The sequence below is a fragment of the Kitasatospora sp. NPDC058063 genome (assembly GCF_042885395.1).
In the GTDB taxonomy this organism is placed as follows: domain Bacteria; phylum Actinomycetota; class Actinomycetes; order Streptomycetales; family Streptomycetaceae; genus Kitasatospora; species Kitasatospora lactacystinica.
Genome location: NZ_JBHVSD010000007.1, coordinates 327,160 through 352,550, shown reverse-complemented (window position 1 = coordinate 352,550; position 25,391 = coordinate 327,160). Strand labels below are relative to the sequence as shown.

The following is a 25,391-nucleotide window of genomic DNA, read 5'->3' as shown; positions in this document are numbered from 1 at the left end:
TCCTGGAGAATGACGCCATGAGCAACCCCCAGCACCTGCAGTACACCAAGGAGCACGAGTGGCTGACCGCGGCCGCGGACGGTGTCTCCACGGTCGGCATCACGGAGCACGCCGCCACCGCCCTCGGTGACATCGTCTACGTGCAGCTGCCCGAGGTCGGCGACACCGTGACCGCCGGCGAGACCTGTGGCGAGCTGGAGTCCACCAAGTCGGTCAGCGACCTGTACTCCCCGGTGACCGGCGAGGTCACCGAGATCAACCAGGACGTCATCGACGACCCGGCCTCCGTGAACGCGGACCCGTTCGGGAACGCCTGGCTGTTCAAGGTGCGCGTCGAGGCCACCGACGAGCTGCTCAGCGCCGACGAGTACGACGCGCTCATCAACCCCCAGGGCTGAGCCACCCGACGGGACGGGCCGCGCACGGCGGTCCGCCCCGCCCCGGCCCCTTTCCCTCCTCCTCCCGGGAAGACCACACCATGACGGTTCTCAACCAGTCCCTGCACGCCCTCGACCCGGAGATCGCCGCCGCGGTCGACGCCGAGCTGCACCGCCAGCAGACCACCCTGGAGATGATCGCCTCCGAGAACTTCGCCCCGGTGGCGGTCATGGAGGCCCAGGGCTCGGTGCTGACCAACAAGTACGCGGAGGGCTACCCCGGCCGCCGCTACTACGGCGGCTGCGAGCACGTCGACGTGGTCGAGCAGATCGCGATCGACCGCATCAAGGCACTGTTCGGCGCCGAGCACGCCAACGTCCAGCCGCACTCCGGCGCGCAGGCCAACGCCGCCGCGATGTTCGCGCTGATCCAGCCGGGTGACACCATCCTGGGCCTGAGCCTGGCCCACGGCGGTCACCTGACCCACGGCATGAAGATCAACTTCTCCGGCAAGCTCTACAACGTGGCCGCGTACCACGTGGACGAGAAGACCGGCCAGGTCGACATGGCCGAGGTCGAGCGCCTCGCCAAGGAGCACCAGCCGAAGCTGATCATCGCCGGCTGGTCGGCCTACCCGCGCCAGCTCGACTTCGCCGCGTTCCGCCGGATCGCCGACGAGGTCGGCGCGCTGCTCATGGTGGACATGGCGCACTTCGCCGGCCTGGTGGCCGCCGGGCTGCACCCGAACCCGGTGCCGTACGCGGACGTGGTCACCACCACCACCCACAAGACCCTGGGCGGCCCGCGCGGCGGCGTCATCCTGTCCAAGGCCGAGTTCGCCAAGAAGATCAACTCCGCGGTCTTCCCCGGCCAGCAGGGCGGCCCGCTGGAGCACGTGATCGCCGGCAAGGCGGTCGCCTTCAAGGTCGCGGCCTCGGAGGAGTTCAAGGAGCGCCAGCAGCGCACCCTGGACGGCGCCCGCATCCTCGCCGAGCGCCTGCTCCAGGCCGACGTGGCCGAGGCCGGCGCCAGCGTGCTCTCCGGTGGCACCGACGTCCACCTGGTCCTGGTCGACCTGCGCAACAGCCAGCTCGACGGCCAGCAGGCCGAGGACCGCCTGCACGAGGTCGGCATCACCGTCAACCGCAACGCCATCCCGAACGACCCGCGCCCGCCGATGGTCACCTCGGGCCTGCGCATCGGCACCCCGGCCCTCGCCACCCGCGGCTTCCAGGCCGAGGACTTCCGCGAGGTCGCCGACATCATCGCCGAGGCGCTCAAGCCCGCCTTCGACGAGACCGTCGCCACCGCACTGAAGGCCCGGGTCAGCGCCCTGGCCGACAAGTACCCGCTGTACCCGAACCTCTGATCACTCCGGTGATCGTTCGGGCGGGGTGACCGGCCTCACCCCTCCGGCGTACCTGGCACCCCGGGGCACCGCGCACACTGGACAGTGCGCGCGGTGCCCCGTCCCGTGTCGGCCCCTCCCTGCCCGCAAGTCCTTCCACGAGACCAGACAAGGACGTCCCCCGTGGCCATCAGCGTCTTCGACCTCTTCTCCATCGGCATCGGCCCGTCGAGCTCCCACACCGTGGGCCCGATGCGCGCCGCCCGGATGTTCGCCCGCCGACTGCGCTCCGAAGGCCTCCTGGACGGGGTGACGGGGGTGCGCGCCGAGCTGTACGGCTCGCTCGGCGCCACCGGCCACGGCCACGGCACCCCGAAGGCCGTCCTGCTGGGCCTGGAGAACGCCTCGCCCCGCACCATCGACGTCGACCAGGCCGACAAGGACGTCGAGCGGATCATCGCCGAGAAGCGGATCAACCTGGTCGGCGAGCACACCATCGACTTCGACCCGGACACCCAGCTGGTCCTGCACCGCCGCCGCTCGCTGCCGTACCACGCCAACGGCATGACCCTGTGGGCGTACGCGGCGGACGGCTCGACCCTGCTGGAGAAGACCTACTACTCGGTCGGCGGCGGCTTCGTGGTGGACGAGGACGCGATCGGCGCGGACCGGGTCAAGCCCGACGACACCGCGCTGAAGTACCCCTTCCGCACCGGTGACGAGCTGCTGCGGCTCAGCCGGGAGACCGGCCTGTCGATCTCCGGCCTGATGCTGGAGAACGAGAAGGCCTGGCGCAGCGAGGAGGAGATCCGGACCGGTCTGCTGGAGATCTGGTCCGTGATGCAGGAGTGCGTGCGGGCCGGCATGTCCCGCGAGGGCATCCTGCCGGGCGGGCTGAAGGTCCGCCGCCGGGCCGCGTCCGGCGCCCGTGCGCTGCGCGCCGAGGGCATCGGGCCGGCCAACGCGATGGAGTGGGTGACCCTCTACGCGATGGCCGTCAACGAGGAGAACGCCTCCGGGCGCCGGGTGGTCACCGCGCCGACCAACGGCGCCGCCGGGATCATCCCGGCCGTCCTGCACTACTACCTGAACTTCATCCCGGGCGCCGACGACGACGGCATCGTCCGCTTCCTGCTCGCGGCCGGCGCCATCGGCATGCTCTTCAAGGAGAACGCCTCCATCTCCGGCGCCGAGGTCGGCTGCCAGGGCGAGGTCGGCTCCGCCTGCTCGATGGCCGCGGGCGGCCTCGCCGAGGTCCTCGGCGGCACCCCCGAGCAGGTCGAGAACGCCGCCGAGATCGGCATCGAGCACAACCTCGGCCTCACCTGCGACCCGGTCGGCGGCCTCGTCCAGATCCCCTGCATCGAGCGCAACGGCATGGCGTCCGTCAAGGCCGTCACCGCGGCCCGGATGGCCCTGCGCGGCGACGGACGGCACCACGTCTCGCTGGACAAGGCGATCAAGACGATGAAGGAGACCGGGGCCGACATGAAGATCAAGTACAAGGAGACCTCGCGCGGCGGCCTCGCCGTGAACGTCATCGAGTGCTGATCACCCGCTGATCCCGACAGCCTGGCGGCCCCCGGCGGAGTTCTGCTCCGCCGGGGGCCGCTTCGCGTGCCCCGTACGCCTCAGGCCTTCGTCTCCGCCCGGGCTTCGGCCTTCGTCTCCGCCGGGGCACCGGCCTTCGTCTCCGCCGGGGCATCGGTCCGGGCTTCGGCCGGGGCATCGGCCCGGGTTCCGGCTCCGGCCGGCTCCGGGGCCCGGCTCGGGCGGACCAGGCAGGCGAAGGCCGTCGCCGCGGCCGCCAGCAGGACCCCGCCCACGACCGTGCCGTGCAGGCCGCCGGTGACCGCCGCCCCGACGGCGTCGCGGACCTCCGCCGGGAGGCCTTCGAGGGAAGCCGGGGTCAGCCCGCCGCCGGTGAGCCGGCCGGCCTCGGCGGACCCGAGGCGCTCCGTGAGGGAGTCCGTGAGCCGCGCCGTGTAGACCGCGCCGAGCGCCGCCATGCCGAGCGAGCCGCCGATGCTCCGCAGCAGCGTGACCACGCCCATCGCCGCGCCCATGTCCTGGGGCGGCACGGCCCCCATCGAGGTCAGCAGGGTGCTCTGCATCACCAGGCCGAGGCCGATCCCGGCAACGGCCGTGAGGGCCGAGGCCAGGGCGATCGGGGTGTCGGTGCGCAGGAGCAGCAGCAGTGCGCCGCCGACCAGGGTGAGCGCGCCGCCCAGCAGCGGGTAGCGCCGCTCGCCGCCCGGCCGGCCCATCAGCCGCGCCGTCACCAGCTGGGTGCCCATCATGCCGAGCATCAGCGGCAGCAGGAGCAGGCCGCCGGCGGTGGGCGAGGCGCCCCGGGCCAGTTGCAGGTAGAGCGGCAGGTAGCCGACCAGGGCGATCATCACCGCGCCGGCGAGGAGGCCGAGCACCTGCGCCACCGTGAAGTTGCGGTCGCGGAACAGCGCGGGCGGGATCAGCGGCCCGGGGGCGCGCAGTTCGGTCCGGACGAACCAGCCCAGCGCGGCCAGCGCGACGAACGCCGTGCCGAGGAGCACCGGGGAGGTCCAGGAGTAGGCGGTGCCGCCCCAGCTGCTGACCAGGGTGAGCGCGAGGATGCCGGTGGTCAGCAGGACGACCCCGGCCCAGTCGAACGGGGCGCGCACCCGCTCGGTCCGCAGCCGTACCCCGACGCCGACCGCGAGCAGCGCGACCAGCCCGACCGGCAGGTTGACGTAGAAGGCCCAGCGCCAGCTCAGACGTTCGGTGAGGAAGCCGCCGAGCAGCGGTCCGCCGATGAAGGCGATCGGCATCAGCACGCCGACCACCGACTGCACCCGCGCCCGGTCGGAGGCGGGGACGAGCACCCCGATCACCGAGAGCGCGCCGACCATCAGCCCGCCCGCCCCGATCCCCTGGAGGCCCCGGAAAGCGATCAACTGCCCCATGTCCTGGGCGAGTCCGGACAGCACCGAGCCCGCCAGGAACACCACCACCGCCCACTGGTAGGCGCCCTTGCGCCCGTACAGGTCGCCGAGCCGGCCCCAGAGCGGGGTGGCCGCGGCGGAGGTCAGCAGGTAGGCGGTGACCGCCCAGGAGAGGTGCTCCAGTCCGCCGAGGTCGCCGACGACGGTCGGCAGCGCGGTGCCGATGATCTGCCCGTCGAGGGCCGAGAGGAAGATGCCGAGCATCAGCCCGATGACACCGAGCAACGGCGGCTTGGGCCGCTCCTCGGCCTGGCCCTCGGCCTGCCTCTCGGCCTTTCCCCCGACCTGGTCCTCGACCGGTTCCGTGGCCATGGTGTCCGCCCCCTGCCCCGGCTCAGGCCGCGAACGGGCGGGCCCGGCGGGCGTCCCGCAGCGCCTGGGCCCACCAGACGAGCTGGTCGAGCATGGTCTTGGCGGCGGCGTCGGCGGCCGGGTCGATCGCCTTGCCGTCGGCGTCGAAGCACTGGCCGGCGCCGTGGAAGCTCACCGTGTTGCGGATCGTCGCCGCGTTCAGCTCGGCCAGCACCACCCGGAGCTGTTCGACGGCCCGCAGACCCCCCGACAGGCCGCCGTACGAGACGAAGGCGACCGGCTTGCCGTGCCACTGCCGGTTGTGCCAGTCGATGGCGTTCTTCAGCGGGGCCGGGAAGCTGTGGTTGTACTCGGGCGTGACGATCACGAAGGCGTCGGCCGCTTCCAGTCGGGGCGACACGGCGGCCAGCAACTCGGCGTCGCCCGGCGGGAGTTCGCCGCCGAAGGACGGGAAGGTGGTGGGCAGCGGGGTCTCCACCAGGTCGATCCGGTCGGCGGTCAGGTCGCCGTGGGCCTCCAGGTGGCCGAGCAGCCAGTCGGTGACCACCGGGCCGAAGCGGCCCTCGCGGGTGCTGCCGACGAGGACGGCGACCTTCAGGTGCTGCTCCTTCAGGTGCTGCTCCGTCAGGCTCTGCTCCGTGGACATGGGAATCCCCCTCCGGGACGAATGCTGTGTACGGCGTATCTGCCGGATACAACGTACACATCAGCGTGTACGTCGTCCACTGTGGATACGCCGTACACGCGGAGTGCTACGGTGGGCCCGACCCCAGTCGGAAGGAGCCCTCCCCGTGCCCGCTCAGCAGGCCCCAGCCGGGGACACCCCCGCCGGCGACGACAGGCCCCCGGCCTCGCTCTGGGAGCGCCTGGCCCGCCCGGCCCCCGCACCGCGCACCACCCTGACCCCGCAGCGGATCGCCGAGGCCGCCGTCGCCGTCGCCGACGCCGAGGGCCTGGAGGCCGTCACCATGCGCCGGCTCGCCGCCGAACTCGGCGTCGCCCCGATGGCCGCCTACCGGTACGTCTCCGGCAAGGACGAGCTCATCGAGCTGATGGTCGACTTCGTCTACGGCCGGCTCCCGCTGGGCACCCCCGCCGAGGACTGGCGGGACACCATGCGCGCCCTGGCCCTCAACCTGCGGGCCATGCACCTGGCCCACCCGTGGACCGTCCGGGCGGCCACCCCGTTCTCCCTCAGCCCCCACCAACTCGCCGTCCCCGAGCACGCGTTCGCCGCCCTGGCCGAACACGGCCTGGACGCCGACACCACCATGGCGGTGTTCCGCACCGTCACCGGCTACGTCCACGGCTCGGTCACCACCGAGGTCACCCTGAACACCCTGCGCCGCGAGCGCGGCTGGTCCGACGGCGACCAGACCCGGGCCGGCCTCGCCCCCCGGATGACCTGGCTGATGGACACCGGCCGCTACCCCAACTACCGGCGCTACCTCCACACCGCCACTCGCAAGGACGACCCCGACTGGCAGTTCGAGACCGGCCTCGACTGCGTCCTCGACGGCATCGCCGCCCACTTCGCCCTCTGACCGGCCCGCGCCGGAGGCCGGCCGGGCCGGCGCCCTACTCCCCGGCCTCCAGCCGCGCGGCGACGGCGCCCAGCCGCCCCATCGCACGGGCCACGCCCAGGCCGTCCATGTAGTCCCGGACGTGCACCAGCTGCCCGCCCCGGGCCCGCATGACCAGCAGGCCCGGCACGGTGAACGGCTCGCCGGTGCCGGCGTGCGTCCCGACCACCTGCTGCTCGACGGTGAGCACCTCCGGATCGGCCCCCGGATGGACGGCCACCTCCCGGATCTCCCGCGGCCGCGCCGCACTCGGGCCCCAGATCGCGCGGTACCCGGCCCGGATCTCCTCCCGTCCCCGGTACCGCTCGGGCACCCCGGGGAACAGGAACGGGAACTCGTGCACCCCGTCCTCCGCGTAGAGGTCGGCCAGGGCGTCCGCGTCCAGGTCGAGCATCGCCCGCCGGTAGCGGGCGAGCAGGTCGAGCGGGCCGGTGGCACTGTCGGGCATGACGGGATTCCCCTCGTACGGCACGGAAGTCGGCGGCCTCGGTCGGGCCCGCCGCCCGCAAGCCCAACAGGACGGGACCACCGACGGCAACCGGCTTCCGCGAACTCGCCGCTGCCGCACGGGAAGTCGGCCGGGCCGACTTCCCGTGCAGGGGCGTCGGGCCTACCGCCGGGCGGGGAGCGCCAGGAAGGCCAGGCCGGCGGCGAGGACGGCGAGGCCGCACCAGGAGAGCGCCGGCAGGCGCTCGCCCAGGGCGGCCACGCCGAGTACCGCCGCGACGGCCGGTTCGGCGAGGGTCAGGGTGGTGGCGGTCTGAGCGGTGGTGTGCCGCAGGCCGTGGCCGAACAGCCAGTACGCGAGGAAGGTGGTGACCACCGCGAGGTGCAGCACCACGCCCGCCCCGCGCGCCGAGGCGAGCCACTCCAGGTCACCCGCGAGCAGCACCGGCAGCACGATCAGTGCGCCGCCACCGAACATCGCGCCCATCACCCCGCCGGAGGGGTGCCCGGCCGTGATCAGCCGCCCGCCGATCAGCGAGTACCCGGCGTACGAGAGCCCCGAGAGCGCCGCCAGCAGCACCCCCAGCGGGTCCACCGCCCCACCGCCCCCGGCGAGTTCGGGGCCCAGCACCAGGAGCGCGCAGCCGAGCACGGCCAGCGCCGTGGCCCCGGCCCACCGCCCGCCCGGCCGTCCCTGCCGGGTGAGCCGGCCGAGCAGCCCGATGAACACCGGCGCGCTGCCGAGCGCGATCACGGTGGCCACCGCCACGCCCGTACGGCCGACCGCCGGGTAGAAGGTGACCGGATACCCGGCCACCGCGACCGCGCCGGCGGCGAGCAGCCACCGTTCGCGCGGCCCGCACTTCCGGGGCAGCACGCGGGCGGCGCGGTCGGTGAGGAGCAGCAGGAGCCCGCCGAGCACCAGCCCGGCGGCCCCGATCCCCGCCGCCGGGGCGCCGTCGGGCGCCAGCGAACTGGCCGTCCCGGTGGTGCCCCAGAGGACGGCGGCGATCAGGATCGGCCCCGCGCCACCGCGCGGGCGGGTGCGGCGGGGAGCCGTGGGAAGGGAACGGGCGGGCGAGGACAAACGATTCGGCACAGTCGTGGACTTCCGTCGTCGAAAACCGTCGGGGGAACTGGTTCCGAGAACGGGCGCACGCCGTCGGCCCACGGCGGCCGCCATCGGGCCGGGCCGGGGTCGCAGGGGTCAAGCCACCGAAGCGCGCGCCCGATCAGGCGCTGAGCGGTGGCAGCACGACGTGCCAGTACAGGTTCACGGGCCCGATGCTATCCGCCCGCCCAGGAACCCGCGCAGGAAGTCGACGGGCCCGACTTCCCGCGCGGCCGCCACCGGACCGGGCCGGAGCGCAGGCGCCCCACCCGCCCCCGGGACGCCGCCCCGCCCCTCCCGGGGGCGCGTTGCCCCACGCGTGCACCGACTGCCGGCCCGGGCCGCGACGTCCGGACGTAGCGGACCGTTCATCCACCCCTACGCTGAGTACCGACCCGTCGACACATGCCGGAAGGACCCGCCCGTGCGCCGCTCCCGCCTCGCGTTGTCCCTGGTCCTGACCACCGTGGTCGCCTCCGGCCTGGTCGCCGTCGACACCGTTCAGGACGAGCCGTACCTGTCCGTCAGCCTGCCGGTGCTCCGCGAACCGCAGGCCCAGCAGCTGCTCCACCGCATGACGGACCCGGTGCAGGACTGGGCGGAGTCCGGGGATCCGGCGGCCGTCGGCTATGCCGGGACGGTGATCGACCCGGCGAACCAGCACGCCGACATCTACTGGAAGGGCGAGGCCCCGGCCGAGGTCCGCTCCCTGCTCGACGCGAACGCCGCGAGCGCCGGCCCCGGCTACACCGTCGACGTCCACCGGAGCCCGTACTCCCGCGCCGAGATGCGCGCCGCGATCGACCGGTTCACCGCCGCCGTGGCGCCCGACGCGTGGACGTCGATCGGCCCGCAGGAGGACGGCACCGCCATCGCGATCACGTACGCGCGGGCGAAGGCGAAGCAGCTGACCGGCGGTGACACGGCCGCGCAGGCGTACTCCCGGCAGGCCGCCGGGATCGCCGGGATGCCGGTGACGGCCGGCGTCGAGGAGACCCCGGTCGCACTGTCCGGCAGCCGGCACTCCGACAGCGCGCCGCACTACGCGGGTGCCGAGGTGAGCACCGGAAAGGCGTCGTTCTGCTCGACGGCGTTCAGCGGCTGGAAGGGCGGGACGAAGGTGGTACTGACCGCCGCGCACTGCGGCGGCGGCCGGTACTACAACGGCACCGGGAGCTACATCGGCGACCTGTCCTCGGTCGGGGACGGCCTGGACGTCGGCATGATCGCGATCAGCGGGAGCGGCGGCGGCCGGTTCTACGACGGCGCCTGGTCGGACAGGGGCGGTTCGTCCCGGCACACGTACGGCGCCGGACGGAACAACGTCGGGGACCTGATCTGCCTCAGCGGTGCCCAGTCGGGCTGGAAGTGCGACGTGCAGATCAAGCGGGTCGACGTGGAGACGACGAACGACGAGGGCACGAGGATCAAGCCGGTGGACGTCGCGGAGTCGAAGGGCGGCGACCGCCGGGCGATCGCCGCGAAGGGCGACAGCGGCGGCCCGGCACTGGCGAACCCGTCCGGTCCGAACGGCGACATGGAGGCCCGCGGCGTGATCGTGGCCGCCCGGTCGGAGGTCGGCTGCCCGGCCGGGTCCACGGCGCACCCGACGACCTGCTACGCGCAGGTGATGTACGTGCCGATGACCCCGGTGGTGAACCGGATGGGCTTCTCGATCTCCTGACCCCGGGCGGTCGTCGGTGGGCCGCGCTGCGCGAGAAGTCGGCCGGGCCGACTTCCTGCGCGGCGGACCTCAGGTGGAGGGGCCGGGCTCGAAAGCGACGGAAACGGGCGAGGAGCCCCGGGCGTGAACACCGGGCGTGAACACCGGGGCTCCTCGATCGGCACTGCTCATGGTCACCGCGCGGCCGGGTGCGGGGATCCGATGGGCCAGCGCGGGCCGGTGTCCGGGTCGCCCTGCCAGGCCCACTGGGAGTCGGGGGTGATGGTGACGCCGTAGTCGTACAGGTCGGGACGCCCCAGGTCCTCCCACTGGGACCAGGCGGCCAGCAGTTCGTCACCGATGCGGCGCGGCCCGCCCTGCGACAGCAGCGGCGGCTCGCCATCGGCCCGGGCCACGAGCGTGGCCCATGACCGGTGGCCGTCGTGGACCCAGGCGTTGATGCCGTCGGCGTCCCGGGCGGTGAGCAGCACGGCGTCCGGGACGGCGACGCGCAGCGCGAACCGGAGGTGCCAGTCCTCCAGTGGGGCCAGGTCGCGGTCAACTGTCCGTCGGGTTTCGGGTTCGGCGTCGCCACGCACTGCGGCATAGGCGGCGCTGCCGGTGCCGGCCTGGGCCGGAGCGTGCCGGTCGCCCATGAACTGGGCCAGGCCCTGGACCCATCCCCAAGCACTGGCACCGTCGTCGGCGACGGTGAGGGCGACGTGTCCGAGTCGTCCCCAGGGGTAGACGATCCGTCCGCCCGGCCGGACCGCCGCCACCCAGGACCAGGGGACGGTCTCGACGGCGTAGGCGGCGTGGAGGCGGTCGACCGGGCCGCCGCCCGGCACACCGCCACCGGTACCGTCCCCGGCCGCCGCCTCGACGTCGAGCCCGGCGTCCGCGAGCCTGGCCCGGGCGAACGCGGCCAGGTGCTCGTCGACCTCGGTGGTGACCACCCGGCCCGGCCCGGCCCGCCAGGCGGACAGCGCCGCCGTCCAGCCCTGCCCCGTGCCGACGTCCCACACCCGGTGCCCCGGCTCCACCCGGAGGCTGTCCAGCATGTCCGCCACCACGGAGGGGGCGGACAGCGACGAGGACGGCCGGCCGCCGGTGAGCTGGGTGACCGCCGGGGAGTGGACCCCGGAGTACAGCTCGTCCGCCCAGCCGTCCGGATCCACCGCGCGGTCGAGCGACACGTAGGACCGGCCGTCCCACCGCCACAGCCGGTCCGGCGCGAACCCGTCCCGGGGCAGCGCGGCGAAGGCCTCGCGCAGCCACGGCGAGCCGGCCGGCCACGCCCCGCACCGCTCCATCTCGGTGTGCAGGCCTGCCCGGTGTCCGGTCAAGCCGCCGCCGTCGCTCGCCGTCACTTCTTGTGCTTCCCGTTACCCGGCGGCGGAACTTCGACCTTGCTGTCGCTGTTGTTGGGCGGCGGCGTTCCCTGCCCGGGGTCCGGCGGCTGCTTCTCGTGCTCACCCATCGCAGCGTCCCTTCGGTCGGGTCCAACGGTCGGTGACCAATCTGGCGCGGCACCGCACCAGCCGGTAGTGGCGTGCGGGAGCGGCCGGGGGCGCGTGCGCGTGTGTGTCCCGCCGGACGCCGCGGGGAACACCCGGGCCGCGCAGGAAGTCGACGGGGCCGACTTCCTGCGCGGCCGGTCATCAGGAGGCCTTCGCCCTGTTCGGAGGGCGTCATCATGGTTCGCCCCGAATACAGGCTTGGTTGCCGACGGCCCACTGGGGATGCGGCTGCCACCGGAGGCGTCGGCGCCTGGAAAACCCCCGGCGGGCCTTCCGGGCGCTGCCGTAGGATCCGGCCCCGTGCAGAGTGACGATACGACCGCTTCCGAGAGTGCCCAGGGGGCCGAGAGGCCCAGCGGCCTCCGGGCGATCTGGGCGAACACCCTGGAGCCGGTGGCTCCGCTGCCCTGGTACCGGCGGGTGCCCCGCAATGTTGTGATCGCGGCGGTCGTGGTCGTCGCCCTGTTCGCCGCGGTGACCGTCGCGGCGGTGACCGGGGCCGGCGCCCCGACGCGGCACCGGATCGTGCTCGCGGACCGGATCGGCGACCAGGTGCGGCTCCCGGACGCGGACAGCACTCTGGCCCTGCGCGCCGACTACGAGCGGCGGATGACGGCCCTGCGGCCGTACCGGGAGCTGACGGTGGCCGGCTACGGCGCCGCCGGGTCGACCAGGACCACGCTGACCGTGATCGGGCTGACCGGCAGCTACCCGGACGTCCGGCGGGAGCTGGACAAGTACTTCGGCAGGCTGACGACGATCGACCCGTCGGGTGAGACGGTGGTCGACCGCCTGGACTACCCGGCCGGCCCTCTCGGCGGCGCGCTGGACTGCGCGGTGCTCGACCTCCCGGCCGCGTTCCAGACCACCTGCGCCTGGGCGGACGGCAACACCGTCGGCATCGTCGTCGACGAGACGGGCGCCAGTGAGCCCGAGGAACTGGCCCGGCGCACGCTGGACATCCGGGCCGCCGTCGAGGTCGAGGCGAAGGACTGACCGAAGGCCCGGCCGGAACTGTCGGACACGCCTTAGGGTCGGCGGAATGAAACCCAACCTTGTGGACCCGGCAACGGTCACCACGGAGATGGCCCTGCAGATTCGCACGTGGCGAGTCGACGAGGAGTTCAGCTGGCGCGCCGTGGCCCGGGCCGCGACCGACCTGTGGAGCTCCGAGTACGGCAGCAACCAGATCTACGGCAGGGAGCTCTGCGTGGCCGCCGCGAAGGTGCTGGGCGAGGACCCCGACGGGGAGCCGTGGAACTGACCCCCGGGGGTGAGCACAGGAAGTCGGGCGGGCCGACTTCCTGTGCGGGCGGCGAACCTTGTGGTCAGTCGCGGGCCGGTGGCGGGGACCAGAGGCCCAACCACTGGTCGGCGCCGAAGGCCTCGAAGCGCTCCACCTCGGTGAAGCCCAGCTTCGCCGCGAGGCGCATCGAGGGGAGGTTCGCGGTCTGGGTGGCGAGCACCACCGGCTCGCCGGGGAGCACGCCCGCGAACCAGTCGAGTGCCGCCGCACACGCCTCGGCGGCGTAGCCGCGCCCCCACGCCCGCGGCAGGAACAGGTAGCCGAGCTCGGCCCTCTCGCCGACCCGGCCGACGCGCCCCGCCTCCTTGCGGAGCAGGACCTGGCCGATCGTCTCCCCGTCGAGATCGACCGCGAGGACGCCGGGGCTCCGGCTGGGAACCCCGGGCATCTCGCGCTCGATCTCGTCACGCGGCCGGGCTCCACCGAGGTAGGTGTTCACCTCAGGCGAGGCCAGCAGCTCGATGAACGCCGCACGGTCCCGGGCCTCGGGCTCGCGGAGCACGAGCCGCTCGGTCCTGATCGGGGCGGACGGCGGCCAGGGAAGGGGGCGCACGGTGGTCTCCTGATCCTCTCGGGCGGCGACTTTCCGGCGCCGTCGAAGATCAGGACGCGCTCTAGCGCGACGCCAGTTGCGTGCGCCCGGAGGACGGGCTCAGCCGTGCGGGTTGGCCGGGGTGGGGAGGGCCAGTTCGCACCAGACGGTCTTGCCGATGTAGCCCTCACCGCGCAGGTGGGCGCCCCAGGAGGTGGAGAGGGAGGCGACGAGTCCGAGGCCACGGCCCGACTCGTCGTCGAGGGTCGCGTGGCGCAGGGTCGGGAGGTTGGCGTTCGCATCGGAGACCTCGATGCGGAGGAGGGAGTCGGTGGGGAGGAGGACGCGGACGCCGATCATCCGGTCACGCTGGGAGCGGGCGTGACGGCAGGCGTTGGTGACGAGTTCGCTGAGGAGGACGAGCCCGGTCTCGGCGGAGTCGACGGGCACCTCCCACTCGAAGGCCTGCCGGATGAAACGGATCCGGGCACGGCCGGCGCTGCGAGGGAGGCGGGGGAACATCCACTCGACGACATCGACGGGGTGAGTGAGCATCAGAGTCCTTGGGGGGGCGTACGGACGGCTTCACTCGGGAGAGCTGAGTTCGGCCATTTCACCCTTCAAGCGTCGGCAGCCGGGCATAGCCTCAGCAGTAACGCGATATGTACAGCGAGAGCTTGACCGCCCTGTGACCAGGGCAGGGAGGGGCACCGGCGATGAGCGCGCCGAAGGAGAACCCGATGTCGTGGAAGTACTGCGGCGATCAGCTCAAGCGGTGGCGTGCGAAGGCGGGCGTGACCCGGGAGCAGCTGAGCAAGGAGGCCTGCTACGACATCGAGAGCGTGCGATCGATGGAGGCGGGGAGGCGGAAGCCGTCTCTCAAGCTGCTTCAGGTGGCGGATGAGTTGTGCGACGCGAAGGGGATGCTGGTGGCTGCCGAGCCGTATCTTCTTCCGGAGACCAAGCCGGCGCGCAGTGATGTTTTCTTCGACGCCGAGAAGGAGGCAGCTGCCTGCTACTTCTTTGAGGCTCTCTATATCCCGGGCTTGATGCAGACCGAGGACTATGCCAGGGCGATCCTCAGCCGCCACATGCCCCCTGTGGACAGCGCCACCATTGAAGAACGTGTGGCGTCTCGCCTCAAGCGACAAGAGAGGCTCATGGAGCCCGAGGTGCTGTTCAGTTTCACCATCTATGAAGCGGCCCTCCACACTTCCATCGGTGGCAAGGAGGTCATGAAGGAGCAGCTCCATCGGCTGCTTGAGTTCGAGGACTCACGCAACATCCAAATCCAGATCGTACCTACCAAGCAGATGCCCCCTTCCGGACTCTCGGGATCGCTCACCATCTTGGAAACGATCAACAATGAGCAGTATGCGTATGTTGAGACGCATCTGACGAACGCTCTTCACTCCGAACCACGACTCGTAGGCCAGCTCAGCCGACGCCACGCGATGATCCGCTCACAAGCCCTGAACTCGCAGGAATCAGCACAGCTCATCCGAAAGACACTGGAGCAACTATGAACGCCACCATGCCGTGGTTCCGCTCTAGCTACAGCGACCACGACGCTGGCAACTGCGTCGAAGTCGCCCCCTCCCCCACCACCATCCACGTCCGCGACTCCAAGGACAAAGCCGGTCCGACCCTCGCCTTCTCCCCCGCCGCCTGGTCGGCCTTCGTTGCCTTCGCGGCCGAAGCTCAAGCCACCGAGCCCGAGTGACCCCTTAGTGGAACGGGTGGGTAACCACCTTCCAACCACCCCCGCACGCAGCAGATATGACTTATCGTCACGACTTCTCCACGGGCAGTTCCCCCATGTAGCGTGCGCACTAACGAAACAACCCCCGCCGGTGCAGCAACACCGAACGGGGGTCTGACCGGCACGATCGAAGGCTCGATCCTGTGGCTACCCAGAACTCTACCGTCATGGCCTCCCCCGGATACGGCAAGCAGTCGGCCCCCGGGCAACTCCCCCCGGCGGCGGACGACTTCACCCACCTACCGGCCCGCGAGGCATACCTCGCCAGCCTGATCAACCAGCTCCCCGACGGCGCCGCGATGGACGTGAAGACCCTCGCCGCACACCAGCCCCTCTTCGGGCAGATGGCCGTCCGCTCGGCTCTCAACAAGCTCTCCACCGCAGGTCACCTGCGCCGTGTCCGGGAACGGGTCAACGCCGAACACCCCCAGTGGGTGTTCCGCACCTACTTCTCCCGGACGCCCCGCTCCGACGCCTGGTGGAACCACTTCCTCGCCACCGGGGGCACCGGGGAGGCGTCAACGGATTCCGCACCCGATCCCCCGGAAGAGCGAACGCGCAACCGCACCCCCCTCACCTCGGTCGCCTATGCCGCCCTCGCCGGCCTCGGCATCGCGGACGCCCGCCTCTCCCTCTCCGCCACCGACTGCGAAGCGCTCGAACCGCTCGCCGCCGAGTGGTTCGCCCGGGGCGCCACCCTGGCCCTCTTCGTGAACGCCCTCACCTCGGGCCTGCCCACCCCGGTCCACAGCCCGGCGGCCCTCACCCGCCGCCGCCTGATCGACAAGCTTCCGCCCGAACGCCCGCATCTGCCGGAAGCCGTCCGCATCCCCGAGTGCACCGACTGCCGGACCCCCTGCCGACCGCAGGCCCTCCTCGGCGGCCTCTGCCGCGCCTGCCGCAGCAGCAGCGGAACGGCGACCCGACCGCCCCGCCCTGGCGGCCTCTCCCCGACCGCGGTCCGGGCGCACGCCGCACGAGCCCGTCAAGCCATGGTCACATCGCCGCGTTCGTGAATATTCACAGGCAATGGCGTTAACCTATGCAAAATCCAAAGGTGAACTAGGTAACAAGCCTTGCATTCCAAGACGCCTGGTTTGCCCGCATGCTGAGATCCGTGCGATAGTCGAAGCAGCCCAACGGCGGGCGACACCGCACGCCGCCCTGGGCCGATGACTTCGGCGGGCCCGACCTGGCACTGCCGACGCCCATCGCGCGGCACGCACCCCCTTGGCCGGCGCGATGACCTGCAAGGGCCCCCGCCCGCCGGACCACGGCGAATCCGGGGGCCTTGCGTGTTTTCCGGGGAAACCGTCGGCCCCGCCCGGACCCCTCATGGCCGCTCGCGCACCTTCAGGACCGCTCGCGCACCTTCAGCTCGAACCAGACACCCTTGCCCCGCGGCAGCAGGTCCGCGCCCCAGCGGTCGGCGAGGTCGTCGACGATCTTCAGCCCCCGACCCCGCTCGTTCACCGGCCTGGCCTCGGCGAGGATCATGCAGGGCAGCGCCCGGGAGGAGTCCCGGACCTCGATCCGGAGCCAGCCGGGCTTGCGGCTGACGTGCAGGCCGATGGTGCGCCCGGCCGCGTGCCGCACCGCGTTGGCCACCAGCTCGCTGGTGAGCAACTCCCCGGCCTCCAGGCACTGGTGGAGATCCCAGGACTCCAGGACGGAGAGCACCAGTCTGCGGGCCACCGGGCCGGACTCCGGCCGGGACGGCAGCCGCACCTCGTTGGGCGCCGACTGGTCGCACAGTCTGCCGGAGTACAGCTCCTCCAGTTCCTCGGAGGTGAGCCGCTCCAGCGCCGAGAGCCCGCCGCCCTGGACGTCGATCCAGGAAACCTCGGCCACCGCGCCGACCCCGGGAACCGATGACTGATCTGCTTCGCCCCAACCCGCCATGCGGACCATCATTGCGGAACGCAAGCAGCCGCGTACGGACAATGAGCAAACGATCTCCGCGAGTCGGCATATGCCGGAAGCAAGAAGGGGTCACCCGGGCCGACTTCCGTCAATCCCGGGTTGACCCCTCGCACGCCTCAGCAGCCGGTCACCAGGTGCTCCACGGCATGTTCCAGCCGCTCAGCCCGTTCGCCGGGTCGAGCGTCTCCTTCCGGATCGAGTTCTTCACGACCATCACGTCGCCGACCAGCGAGCCGTCGTAGAACTTGCCCATGGAGGTGTTGGCGCCGCCGCCCTCGACGTCCTTGAGGCCCACGCAGCCGTGGCTGACGTTGTCCTCGCCGAAGGTGCTGCTGCTGCTCCAGTAGTTGCCGTGCACGTACGTGCCGGAGGTGGTCAGCCGCATCGAGTGCGGGACCTGGAGGTCGTACGGCGCGCCGGTCATCCCGGGCAGGGTGCTGGACTGCATCCGCACCACGCCCTCCTTGGACATGACCACCATCGTGCCGTTCCAGGTGGGGTGTTCGGGCGCGCCGGCGCTGATGTCGATGTCGCTCGACACACCATCCCGTACGACCGTCATCTTGTGTGCCGCGGCGTCAACCGTCGAAACCTGGGACCGCCCGATCGTGAAGGGCTCGTCCCGGTCCGCGCCGTACACCCCCGTGGCGATCTCGACGCTCTTGAGCCGGTAGTGCACGACCACCTTGGTCCCGGGCGTCCAGTACTGCTCCGGGCGGAAGTCCAGCCGGCGGTCGTCGAACCAGTGGCCCTTGACCACGGTGCCGTTGTCGGTCTGGAAGGTGATGCCCCGCAGGACCTCGTCCTTGTTCTTGACGTCCTTGCCGAAGTTCACCGAGACGATCATGCCGACGCCGTACGTGGCGTCGTTGTCCACGTTGTCGGAGGCCTTGACGAGCGCCGTCGGCGTCAGCGTGGTGAAGCTGCTGTCCGCCGTGGCGACCGCGCCGTTCGCGTCCGCGGCCATCGCGCTGACCTGGTAGGCGGTGCCCACCTCCAGGCCGGCCGTGGGCGTCCAGGAGGCGCCGTCGGCGGAGATGGTACCGGGGACCTCCTTTCCGGCCTTGTCGCTCACCTTGACGGTGGTGAGCCTGCCCCCGGTCGCGCCGATCCTGAGCGCGTTCGGCGCCACGTCCACCGAACCGGCCTTGGGCTCGATGCTCACGGCGGCCGTGGAGACCTTCGGCACCGCGCTGGTGGGCGCCGCCGCGGGCGCCGTGGGCGTGGCAGCGGCCGCGCCGGCCCCCAGGTCGGCCTTGGCCGCGCTGCCCCCCGCACCCCCGCCGCCCCCGCCGCAGGCCGCCGTCAGCGTCATCGCCCCGCCGACCAGACCGACCGCCACCACTCTGCGTATCGACCTCAACGTCGATTCCCTCCCTCAGAAGATCCGAGAAACTCCCCGTGGACCCGACGGACCCGACCGGCTGCACGCACCCGGCCACCGGAAAGGTTGCGTCACGCGTGGGGCTGATCGCCCCGGAAACCGCGGCGGCCCGACCCCAACGGGTGAGGATCGGGCCGCGCTGCGAAGGACTCGCCGGAGGGCCCGGGTATCCGGGCCCTCCGGCGGGTAGGGCCTACCAGTTGGCCCAGTCCACGTTCCAGCCGCCCAGCCCGTTGGAGGGCGCGACGGTCTTCTCCTTGGTGTTCACGACCTTGATCGGGTCGCCGATCATCGAGTCGTTGAAGAACTTGCCCGCGACCGAGCTGTCGCTGCCGCCCTTCACGTCCTGCATCGACACGCAGCCGTGGCTGGCGTTGGTCTTGCCGAACGGGCTGGCCCAGTAGTTGCCGTGCACGAAGGTGCCGGAGGTGGTCAGCCGCATCGCGTGCGGCACGTCCTGGATGTCGTACTCGCCGCCGAGACCGACGGTCTGCGAGTTCATCCGGGTGACCTTCTCCTTGGACATGACCACCATCGTCCCGCCCCAGGACGGCGTGGCGTCCGCGCCCAGGGTGACCGGCAGGGTGGCGCTCTGGCCGTCCCGCTCCACGGTCATCTGGTGCGACTTGGCGTCCGCGGTGGAGATCATCGACCGGCCGATGGTGAACGGCTCGTCCTTGTCCACGTCGCCGTAGATGCCGGGCGCGACCTCGACGTTCTTCAGCCGGTACTTGACGGTCACCTTGGTGCCCGGCGCCCAGTACTGCTCCGGGCGGAAGTCCACCCGGCGGTCGCCGAACCAGTGGCCCTTGACCACGGTGCCGTTGCTGGCCTCGATGCTGATGCCCTTGACGACGGCGTCCTTGTTCTTGACGTCCTTGTTGAAGTTCACCGAGACGATCATGCCGACGCCGTAGGTGGCGCCGTCGCTGATGTTGTCGTTGGTGGCGATCTTCTTGTCCGGCGTCAGGGTGGTGAACGAGGTGGTGGACGCGGCCACCAGGCCCTCGCCGTCCTTGGCCTGCGCGTTCACCTTGTACGCCATGCCGACCGCGAGCGCCCCCGCGGGCTTCCAGCCGGCGCCGTCCGGGGTGATCGCCCCGTCGACCGGCTTGCCGTCCTTGTCGGTCACCTCGACCGTGGTGAGCTTGCCGTTGGAGACGGACACCTGGAGCCCGTTCGGCGGGACGTCCTGGGCACCGTCCTTCGGCTCGACGGCGAGCACCGCGGCCGAGGGCTTCGGCGTGGCCGACCCGCCCCCGTCCGCCGCGGCCGACGCCGAGGCGCCACCGCCGGCCGCCGAACCGCCCGAACCCCCCGAACCGCTGCCCTTGTCGTCATTGCAGGCGGCAGTGAGCAGCAGCACCCCACCCATGACCAGCGCCATCGCACTCCTGCGCCCGTAGCGGTTGGTGGTGCGTATCGCTGCCTCGGCCGTCTTACCCGTCTTCACGGTTTCTCCCCTCCCGGTATTCACTCACTTGACGCGCTGAGTGCCCCCATGAGTTGCACTGTCCGGCCGATCTTTCCGGCCGGACCCCGGACGCGCCGGAGCAGGATAACTAAGCCATCCGAGTGAAAGCTGAGGGGAGTCGGGTTGACGGCATGTGAAGCAGCCGTGAAGTCGGGACGGAACGGGACGGAAACCCCTTACGGCACGGGCGGCACGGGCGGCACGGCCGTCACGGGCGGCGCGGGCGGCACAGCGGGCACGGAAACCACGGCCGACGGCCCGGCCGGCCCGGACACCCCGGCCGACGGAAACCCGGCCGACGGAACCCCGGACTCGGACGCCCCCGCCGACGCCGCCTGCGGCAGCGCGCTCCCCGCCACCCACTGCTCCCACGGCACGTTCCAGCCGTTGAGCCCGTTCTGCGGCGGCACGAAGTCCCCGGACGAGGCCCTCACCTCCAGCACGTCCCCCGGGATGGTGTGCTCGAACAGCCAGCCCGCCGGGGAGTCCTTGCTCGCCCCGCCCTTGGCATCGGCCAGCCCGATGCAGCCGTGGCTCGTGTTGGCGGCGCCGAACACCCTCTGGTCCGCCCAGTAGTTGCCGTGCACGAAGGTGCCGGAGGTGGTGAGCCGCATGGCGTGCGGGACGTCCTTGATGTCGTACTCGTCGCCCATGCCGACGGTCTGCGAATCCATCCGGGTCACCCTGTACTTCTCCGACACCACCATCACGCCCCGGTAGGTGGAGTGGTCCGGGCTGCCGCCGGAGACCTTGAGCACCCGGACGACCGTGCCGCCCTGGCCGGCCCGGACGGTCAGGGTGTGGGCGTCCAGGTCGACGGTGGAGACCTGCGCCCGGCCGACGGTGAAGTGCAGGTCCCGGCTCTGGGTGCCGAACTCCCCCGGCGCGCCCTGCACATCCTTGAGCCGCAGCGCCACCGTGACCCTGGTGCCGGCCGCCCAGTACTGCTGCGGGCGGAAGTCCAGCCGCTGGCCGCCGAACCAGTGCGCGGCCACCGGCACCGGCGGGTCGGCGGCGACCTGAACGGCCTTCTCCACCGCCGCCCGGTCGGTGATCGGACGGCTGAAGCGCAGCGAGACCGGCATGCCGACGCCGACCGTGGAGCCGTCCTCCGGGGTGAAGAACGCCACGAAGGTGTGCGCCCGGGCGACGGTCGTGAACGCCGAGTGCTGGGCCGCCTTCTGGCCCTGGTCGTCCTCGGCGACGGAGTCCAGGGTGAACGCGGTGCCGAGCGGCAGCGGGCCGTCCGGCGCCCAGCCGGTGCCGTCCGGGGCGATCGTGCCGGGCACCTCGGTGCCCTTGGCGTCGGCCAGCCGGACGGAGACCAGCCGGCCCTGCGCGGCGTTCACCCGCACGGCGCCCTCCGGCTGCACGTCCTGCGCGCCGTCGGCCGGCGTCGTGGTGAGCACCGCCCGGGACGGCGCCGCCGGCGCGGTGCGCCCACCGGCCGCGGCCGCGTCCCCGTCCGGCAGGGCCGTGGAGCCGCCGCCGCAACCCGTCAGGACCGCCAGGCAGCAGGCCACCGCCGCCGCGCCCCGCGCCCACACCCGTCCTCGGCGCCGCATCCCGGGGCCCTCCCACTGTTCGCGTCCGACGCCGGGAACAACGAGGCGCATCGACACGGGGACACGCCGATCGCCCCGGAATCCCCCCGTCCCGTCAACCCGCCACCCTGGCCGCCATCCGCCGGTAAGCCCCCGTTCAACGGCTTCCGATCTGCGCAATCCGGGAAGGAGAAGGTGAACGGGGTCCGGGACACCCCGCCCAGGGAGGGTGCGGCCATGGCGTCAGGGCAGGAGCTGGAAGCCGGGGTACGGCCGGTCGGCGGTCCGCACCGCACCGCCGAACCGCCCTGGCCCGGCAGCTGGCAGCCGCTCGGCGCCCGCTGCCGCACCGACCGGCGCGGCCGCCGGGGCACCAACTTCGCGCTCTGGGCGGCCGGCGCCGAGGCCGTCGAGCTGTGCCTGTTCGACGAGGACGGCCGGGAGAGCCGGCACCACCTCACCGAGCAGGACGTCCAGATCTGGCACGGCTTCCTCCCCGGCGTGCGCCCCGGCACCCGCTACGGCTTCCGCGTGCACGGCCGCTGGGACCCGTGGACCGGCGCCCGCTGGAACCCGGCCAAGCTGCTGCTCGACCCGTACGCCCGTGCCGTGGACGGCTGTTACACCTCGCACGACGCCGTCTGCTCCGCCGTCCGCAACTGGCCCGAGGCGGACGTCGCCGACACCGTCCGGGACAACCGCGACTCCGCGCCGTACGTGCCCAGATCCGTGGTCGTCCACGACGACGACGACTGGTCCGACGACCACCGCCCGAGGACCCCGTGGGCCGAGACGGTGCTCTACGAACTGCACGTGCGCGGCTTCACCATGCGCCACCCCGAGGTCCCGCCGCAGCTGCGCGGCACCTACGCCGGCCTCGCCCACCCCGCCGCCGTCGCCCACCTCACCCGCCTCGGGGTGACCGCCGTCGAGCTGCTGCCGGTGCACCAGCACGCCAGCGAGGACCACCTGCAGGCCCGCGGACTGGTCAACTACTGGGGCTACAACACGATCGGCTACTTCGCCCCGCACGCCGGCTACTCCGCCTCCGGCTCCCGCGGCGGCCAGGTCGGCGAGTTCAAGCGGATGGTCCGCGCCCTGCACGCCGCCGGGATCGAGGTGATCCTGGACGTGGTGTTCAACCACACCGCCGAGGGCGGCGCGCTCGGCCCGGCGCTCTCGCTGCGCGGCATCGACAACGCCGCCTACTACCGCCTCCCGCCCAACCGCCCCCGCGGCTACGCCGACTACACCGGCTGCGGCAACACCCTGGACACCCGCCGCCCGCAGGTGATCCGGCTGATCACCGACTCGCTGCGCTACTGGGTCGCCGAGATGGGCGTGGACGGCTTCCGCTTCGACCTGGCCGCCGCGCTGGCCCGCGGCGGACCGAACGGCGGCGACGCCGTCGACATGGACCACCCCTTCCTCGCCGCCGTCGCCCAGGACCCCCTGCTCAGCCGGGTGAAGCTGATCGCCGAGCCCTGGGACGTGGGCCCGGGCGGCTACCAGGTCGGCGGCTTCCCCCCGCTGTGGGCCGAGTGGAACGACAAGTACCGCGACACCGTACGGGACTTCTGGCGCGGCGCCCGCCCGGACGTGCGCGAGCTCGGCTACCGCCTCTCCGGCTCCTCCGACCTCTACCAGCGGGCCGGCCGCCGCCCGGGCGCCTCGGTCAACTACGTGACGGCGCACGACGGTTTCACCCTGCGCGACCTGGTCTCCTACGACCGCAAGCACAACGAGGCCAACGGCGAGGACAACCGGGACGGCACCGAGGACAACCGCTCCTGGAACCACGGCGCCGAGGGCGAGACCGCCGACCCGGCGGTCAACTCCCTGCGCCTGCGCCAGCTGCGCAACCTGACGGCCACCCTGCTGCTCTCCGCCGGCGTCCCGATGATCACCGCCGGCGACGAGCTGGGCCGCACCCAGGGCGGCAACAACAACGCCTACTGCCAGGACAACGAGGTCGGCTGGCTGGACTGGTCACTGCTGGAGCAGCCCGGCTGGCAGGAGCTGTGCGAACTCACCGCCCGGCTGGTCCGGCTGCGCCGGGCCCACCCAGTGCTGCGCCGCCGGGCGTTCTTCTCCGGCCGCGCCACCGCCCCCGGCGGCCGGCCCGACCTCGTCTGGTTCACCCCGCGGGGCACCGAGATGACCGAGGCCGACTGGTTCGCGCCGACCGCCTGCCTCGGCATGCTGCTCTGCGGGACCGCGCTGTCCGAACGGGACGAGGCCGGGCTGCCGCTCAGCGACGACAGCTTCCTGCTGCTGCTCAACGCGGGCCACGAACCGGTGGTGTTCACCCTGCCCGGCGAGCCCCGGGCGGCGCCGGCCGCCGGGCAGGAGGCGGCGGCCGGCTGGGAGACCGCGGCCGGGCGGGAGGCGGCGGCCGGCTGGGAGACGGTGATCGACACCGCCGCGGGCCCGGACGGACCGTGCCCGCGCGGCGCCGTCGTGCTGGGCGGGCGCTCGCTGCGGCTGCTGCGCGCACCCGCCGTCTGAGGGCCCGGGCTCAGCCGCGGGCGTGCCCGAGCTCGACGTTCTCCAGCACCCCGATCGCGTCCGGCACCAGCACCGCCGCCGAGTAGTAGGTGCTGACCAGGTAGGAGGCGATCGCCTTCTCGTCGATGCCCATGAACCGCACGTTCAGGCCCGGCTCCACCTCGTCCGGGATGCCGACCTGGGTGAGGCCGACCACGCCCTGGTTGTCCTCGCCGACGCGCATCGCGATGAACGCGGTGGTCTGCTGGCCGGACACCGGGATCTTGTTGCACGGGAAGATCGGCACCCCGCGCCAGGTCGGCCGCTGCTTGCCGAGGACGTCGACGGTGGACGGGTAGACGCCGGCCCGGTTGCACTCCCGCTCGAAGGCCGCGATCGCCCGCGGGTGGGCGAACAGGTAGTCGGTGTCACGGCGCATGCTCAGCAGCTCGTCCAGGTCGTCCGGGGTGGGCGCCCCGGCGCGGGTCTGGATCCGCTGGTCGAAGTCGGCGTTGCCGAGCAGGCCGAACTCCGGGTTGTTGATGATCTCGTGCTCCTGCCGCTCCCGCAGGGCCTCGACGGTCAGCCGCAGCTGCTCCTCGGTCTGGTTCATCGGCTGGTTGTAGAGGTCCGCGACCCGGGTGTGCACCTTGAGCACGGTCTGCGCGACGCTCAGCTCGTACTCGCGCGGCTTCAGCTCGTAGTCCACGAAGGCGCCGGGCAGCTCGTACTCGCCCCGGTGGCCGGCCGAGAGGTCGATCCTCGCCTCGCCGTGCTCGTTCTGCGCCTGTGCGACGTCGGCGGCGAAGCCCAGCAGCTGCTCGCGCAGCGGCTCGGAGCGGCCGATCAGCTCCTGGAGCACCGGCCAGGACAGCGTCATCGCGACCCCGGAGGTGTTCGCCCGCACGGTGTACGGCCAGGTGCCGCCGCCCTCGGTGATCGCCTCGTCGCCGAGGTGGTCGCCGTCCGCGAGCGAGCCGAGCACGGTCTGCTCGCCGTACTTGCCGGTGCCGATCCGGTCCACCTTGCCGTGCGCGATCAGGAACACCTCCTCGATCGGCGCCCCCTCCTGCGCCAGCACGTCGCCCTGCGCGAAGTCCCGCTGCACGAACCGGCGGGCCATCTCGGCCAGCACCTCCTCGTCCTCGAAACCGCGCAGCGCCGGCACCTCGGCCAGCGAGGGGGCGATCACCGTCACCGCGGAGCCGGTCTTCGCGAAGCTCACCCGGCCCTGCCCGGGGGCGAAGCTCAGCCGCCGGTTGACCCGGTAGGTGCCCGCGCTGACCTGCACCCACGGCAGCATCCTCAGCAGCCAGCGGGAGGTGATCTCCTGCATCTGCGGCTTCGACTTGGTCGTCGTCGCCAGGTTCCGCGCCGCGGTCGTGCTGAGGCTGAGCTGGGCCCGTACCTGCACGATTGCGGAGCCGGGCCCTGGCGTGGGTTCGGTTTCGACCGTCATGTGTGCACTCCTGTCACTCGCGCATCAAAAGGCATCCGTCAGGAGGTGTCATCGGCCGATCAGCAGGGCGCTCGCAAGAGGCGCGCGGCGCACTCCTCCCCGCACGAACGGCTGCGCGCGCCCCGCCGTTTCGCGCGCGCCCCGGCCGTTCGGGTGGCCGGTTCTCGGCGGGCCGCA

23 protein-coding genes are annotated in these 25,391 nt (G+C 72.3%); 11 read left to right on the top strand and 12 right to left on the bottom strand.

Annotated elements, in window-relative coordinates; genetic code table 11:
• Window positions 1-17 precede the first annotated feature (17 nt).
• From gcvH to ACFVUY_RS15085, 3 genes are all read left to right on the top strand, one after another.
• Complete coding sequence (gene gcvH, locus ACFVUY_RS15095; protein WP_387690799.1) at window positions 18-398, top strand: glycine cleavage system protein GcvH; 381 nt, start codon at window positions 18-20, stop codon at window positions 396-398.
• An 80-nt stretch (window positions 399-478) separates the two neighbouring features.
• Window positions 479-1,747, top strand: a complete 1,269-nt coding sequence (gene glyA / locus ACFVUY_RS15090; RefSeq protein ID WP_387690801.1) for a serine hydroxymethyltransferase — start codon at window positions 479-481, stop codon at window positions 1,745-1,747.
• 162 nt (window positions 1,748-1,909) lie between these two features.
• The gene (locus tag ACFVUY_RS15085) at window positions 1,910-3,277 is read left to right on the top strand and encodes an L-serine ammonia-lyase (protein ID WP_387690803.1); all 1,368 of its coding nucleotides are present in this window, start codon (window positions 1,910-1,912) and stop codon (window positions 3,275-3,277) included.
• Window positions 3,278-3,357: 80 nt separating this feature from the next.
• Here the strand turns inward: ACFVUY_RS15085 and ACFVUY_RS15080 are convergent, their stop codons facing one another.
• A complete protein-coding gene (locus ACFVUY_RS15080) occupies window positions 3,358-5,019 on the bottom strand; it encodes an MFS transporter (protein ID WP_387730031.1) in 1,662 nt (553 codons plus the stop codon).
• Between the two features lie 22 nt (window positions 5,020-5,041).
• Window positions 5,042-5,665 carry an NADPH-dependent FMN reductase gene (locus tag ACFVUY_RS15075; RefSeq protein ID WP_387730028.1) on the bottom strand — a complete coding sequence of 208 codons (624 nt, stop codon included), beginning with the start codon at window positions 5,663-5,665 and terminating at the stop codon, window positions 5,042-5,044.
• A 145-nt stretch (window positions 5,666-5,810) separates the two neighbouring features.
• Between ACFVUY_RS15075 and ACFVUY_RS15070 the strand changes: the two genes are divergently transcribed.
• Entirely contained in the window at window positions 5,811-6,563 is a 753-nt protein-coding gene (locus ACFVUY_RS15070; protein ID WP_387690808.1) for a TetR/AcrR family transcriptional regulator, read from the top strand.
• A gap of 34 nt (window positions 6,564-6,597) precedes the next feature.
• On the opposite strand, the gene ACFVUY_RS15065 is transcribed toward ACFVUY_RS15070, so the two are convergent.
• Complete coding sequence (locus ACFVUY_RS15065; protein WP_387690810.1) at window positions 6,598-7,050, bottom strand: nuclear transport factor 2 family protein; 453 nt, start codon at window positions 7,048-7,050, stop codon at window positions 6,598-6,600.
• A 162-nt stretch (window positions 7,051-7,212) separates the two neighbouring features.
• Window positions 7,213-8,148, bottom strand: a complete 936-nt coding sequence (locus ACFVUY_RS15060) for an EamA family transporter (RefSeq protein ID WP_387730026.1) — start codon at window positions 8,146-8,148, stop codon at window positions 7,213-7,215.
• 436 nt (window positions 8,149-8,584) lie between these two features.
• Here ACFVUY_RS15060 and ACFVUY_RS15055 point away from each other — a divergent pair, with 436 nt between their 5' ends.
• Complete coding sequence (locus tag ACFVUY_RS15055) at window positions 8,585-9,844, top strand: hypothetical protein (protein WP_387730024.1); 1,260 nt, start codon at window positions 8,585-8,587, stop codon at window positions 9,842-9,844.
• A 173-nt stretch (window positions 9,845-10,017) separates the two neighbouring features.
• Here the strand turns inward: ACFVUY_RS15055 and ACFVUY_RS15050 are convergent, their stop codons facing one another.
• Window positions 10,018-11,193, bottom strand: coding sequence for a protein-L-isoaspartate O-methyltransferase (locus tag ACFVUY_RS15050; RefSeq protein WP_387730022.1), 1,176 nt, complete (start codon window positions 11,191-11,193; stop codon window positions 10,018-10,020).
• Between the two features lie 450 nt (window positions 11,194-11,643).
• Here ACFVUY_RS15050 and ACFVUY_RS15045 point away from each other — a divergent pair, with 450 nt between their 5' ends.
• Both ACFVUY_RS15045 and ACFVUY_RS15040 read left to right on the top strand, forming a co-directional pair.
• Window positions 11,644-12,339 (top strand): hypothetical protein, encoded by a 696-nt coding sequence (locus ACFVUY_RS15045; RefSeq protein WP_387730020.1) that lies wholly within the window; start codon window positions 11,644-11,646, stop codon window positions 12,337-12,339.
• Between the two features lie 46 nt (window positions 12,340-12,385).
• Window positions 12,386-12,607: a hypothetical protein gene (locus tag ACFVUY_RS15040; protein WP_387730018.1), complete on the top strand. Its 222-nt coding sequence runs from the start codon at window positions 12,386-12,388 to the stop codon at window positions 12,605-12,607.
• Window positions 12,608-12,671: 64 nt separating this feature from the next.
• On the opposite strand, the gene ACFVUY_RS15035 is transcribed toward ACFVUY_RS15040, so the two are convergent.
• Window positions 12,672-13,202: a GNAT family N-acetyltransferase gene (locus ACFVUY_RS15035; RefSeq protein ID WP_387730016.1), complete on the bottom strand. Its 531-nt coding sequence runs from the start codon at window positions 13,200-13,202 to the stop codon at window positions 12,672-12,674.
• 99 nt (window positions 13,203-13,301) lie between these two features.
• A complete protein-coding gene (locus ACFVUY_RS15030) occupies window positions 13,302-13,736 on the bottom strand; it encodes an ATP-binding protein (protein WP_359901449.1) in 435 nt (144 codons plus the stop codon).
• A 161-nt stretch (window positions 13,737-13,897) separates the two neighbouring features.
• Between ACFVUY_RS15030 and ACFVUY_RS15025 the strand changes: the two genes are divergently transcribed.
• The 3 genes from ACFVUY_RS15025 (at window position 13,898) to ACFVUY_RS15015 (ending at window position 15,959) form a co-directional block, all read left to right on the top strand.
• Window positions 13,898-14,707, top strand: a complete 810-nt coding sequence (locus tag ACFVUY_RS15025) for a helix-turn-helix domain-containing protein (protein ID WP_387690824.1) — start codon at window positions 13,898-13,900, stop codon at window positions 14,705-14,707.
• Complete coding sequence (locus ACFVUY_RS15020; RefSeq protein ID WP_387690826.1) at window positions 14,704-14,904, top strand: DUF397 domain-containing protein; 201 nt, start codon at window positions 14,704-14,706, stop codon at window positions 14,902-14,904. Before ACFVUY_RS15025 ends, ACFVUY_RS15020 begins: the two co-directional genes overlap by 4 nt.
• Window positions 14,905-15,110: 206 nt before the next feature.
• The gene (locus ACFVUY_RS15015; protein WP_387730014.1) at window positions 15,111-15,959 is read left to right on the top strand and encodes a hypothetical protein; all 849 of its coding nucleotides are present in this window, start codon (window positions 15,111-15,113) and stop codon (window positions 15,957-15,959) included.
• Between the two features lie 337 nt (window positions 15,960-16,296).
• On the opposite strand, the gene ACFVUY_RS15010 is transcribed toward ACFVUY_RS15015, so the two are convergent.
• From ACFVUY_RS15010 to ACFVUY_RS14995, 4 genes are all read right to left on the bottom strand, one after another.
• The gene (locus tag ACFVUY_RS15010; RefSeq protein WP_387690830.1) at window positions 16,297-16,794 is read right to left on the bottom strand and encodes an ATP-binding protein; all 498 of its coding nucleotides are present in this window, start codon (window positions 16,792-16,794) and stop codon (window positions 16,297-16,299) included.
• A 199-nt stretch (window positions 16,795-16,993) separates the two neighbouring features.
• Complete coding sequence (locus tag ACFVUY_RS15005) at window positions 16,994-18,229, bottom strand: Ig-like domain-containing protein (protein WP_387690832.1); 1,236 nt, start codon at window positions 18,227-18,229, stop codon at window positions 16,994-16,996.
• Window positions 18,230-18,443: 214 nt separating this feature from the next.
• Window positions 18,444-19,703 (bottom strand): Ig-like domain-containing protein, encoded by a 1,260-nt coding sequence (locus tag ACFVUY_RS15000; RefSeq protein ID WP_387690834.1) that lies wholly within the window; start codon window positions 19,701-19,703, stop codon window positions 18,444-18,446.
• Between the two features lie 197 nt (window positions 19,704-19,900).
• Window positions 19,901-21,289 carry an Ig-like domain-containing protein gene (locus ACFVUY_RS14995; RefSeq protein WP_387730012.1) on the bottom strand — a complete coding sequence of 463 codons (1,389 nt, stop codon included), beginning with the start codon at window positions 21,287-21,289 and terminating at the stop codon, window positions 19,901-19,903.
• A gap of 216 nt (window positions 21,290-21,505) precedes the next feature.
• Here ACFVUY_RS14995 and glgX point away from each other — a divergent pair, with 216 nt between their 5' ends.
• A complete protein-coding gene (gene glgX / locus ACFVUY_RS14990; RefSeq protein ID WP_387730009.1) occupies window positions 21,506-23,776 on the top strand; it encodes a glycogen debranching protein GlgX in 2,271 nt (756 codons plus the stop codon).
• A gap of 10 nt (window positions 23,777-23,786) precedes the next feature.
• Here glgX and ACFVUY_RS14985 read toward each other — a convergent pair whose 3' ends face one another.
• Entirely contained in the window at window positions 23,787-25,214 is a 1,428-nt protein-coding gene (locus ACFVUY_RS14985; RefSeq protein ID WP_387690840.1) for a family 2B encapsulin nanocompartment shell protein, read from the bottom strand.
• Window positions 25,215-25,391: the final 177 nt, after the last annotated feature.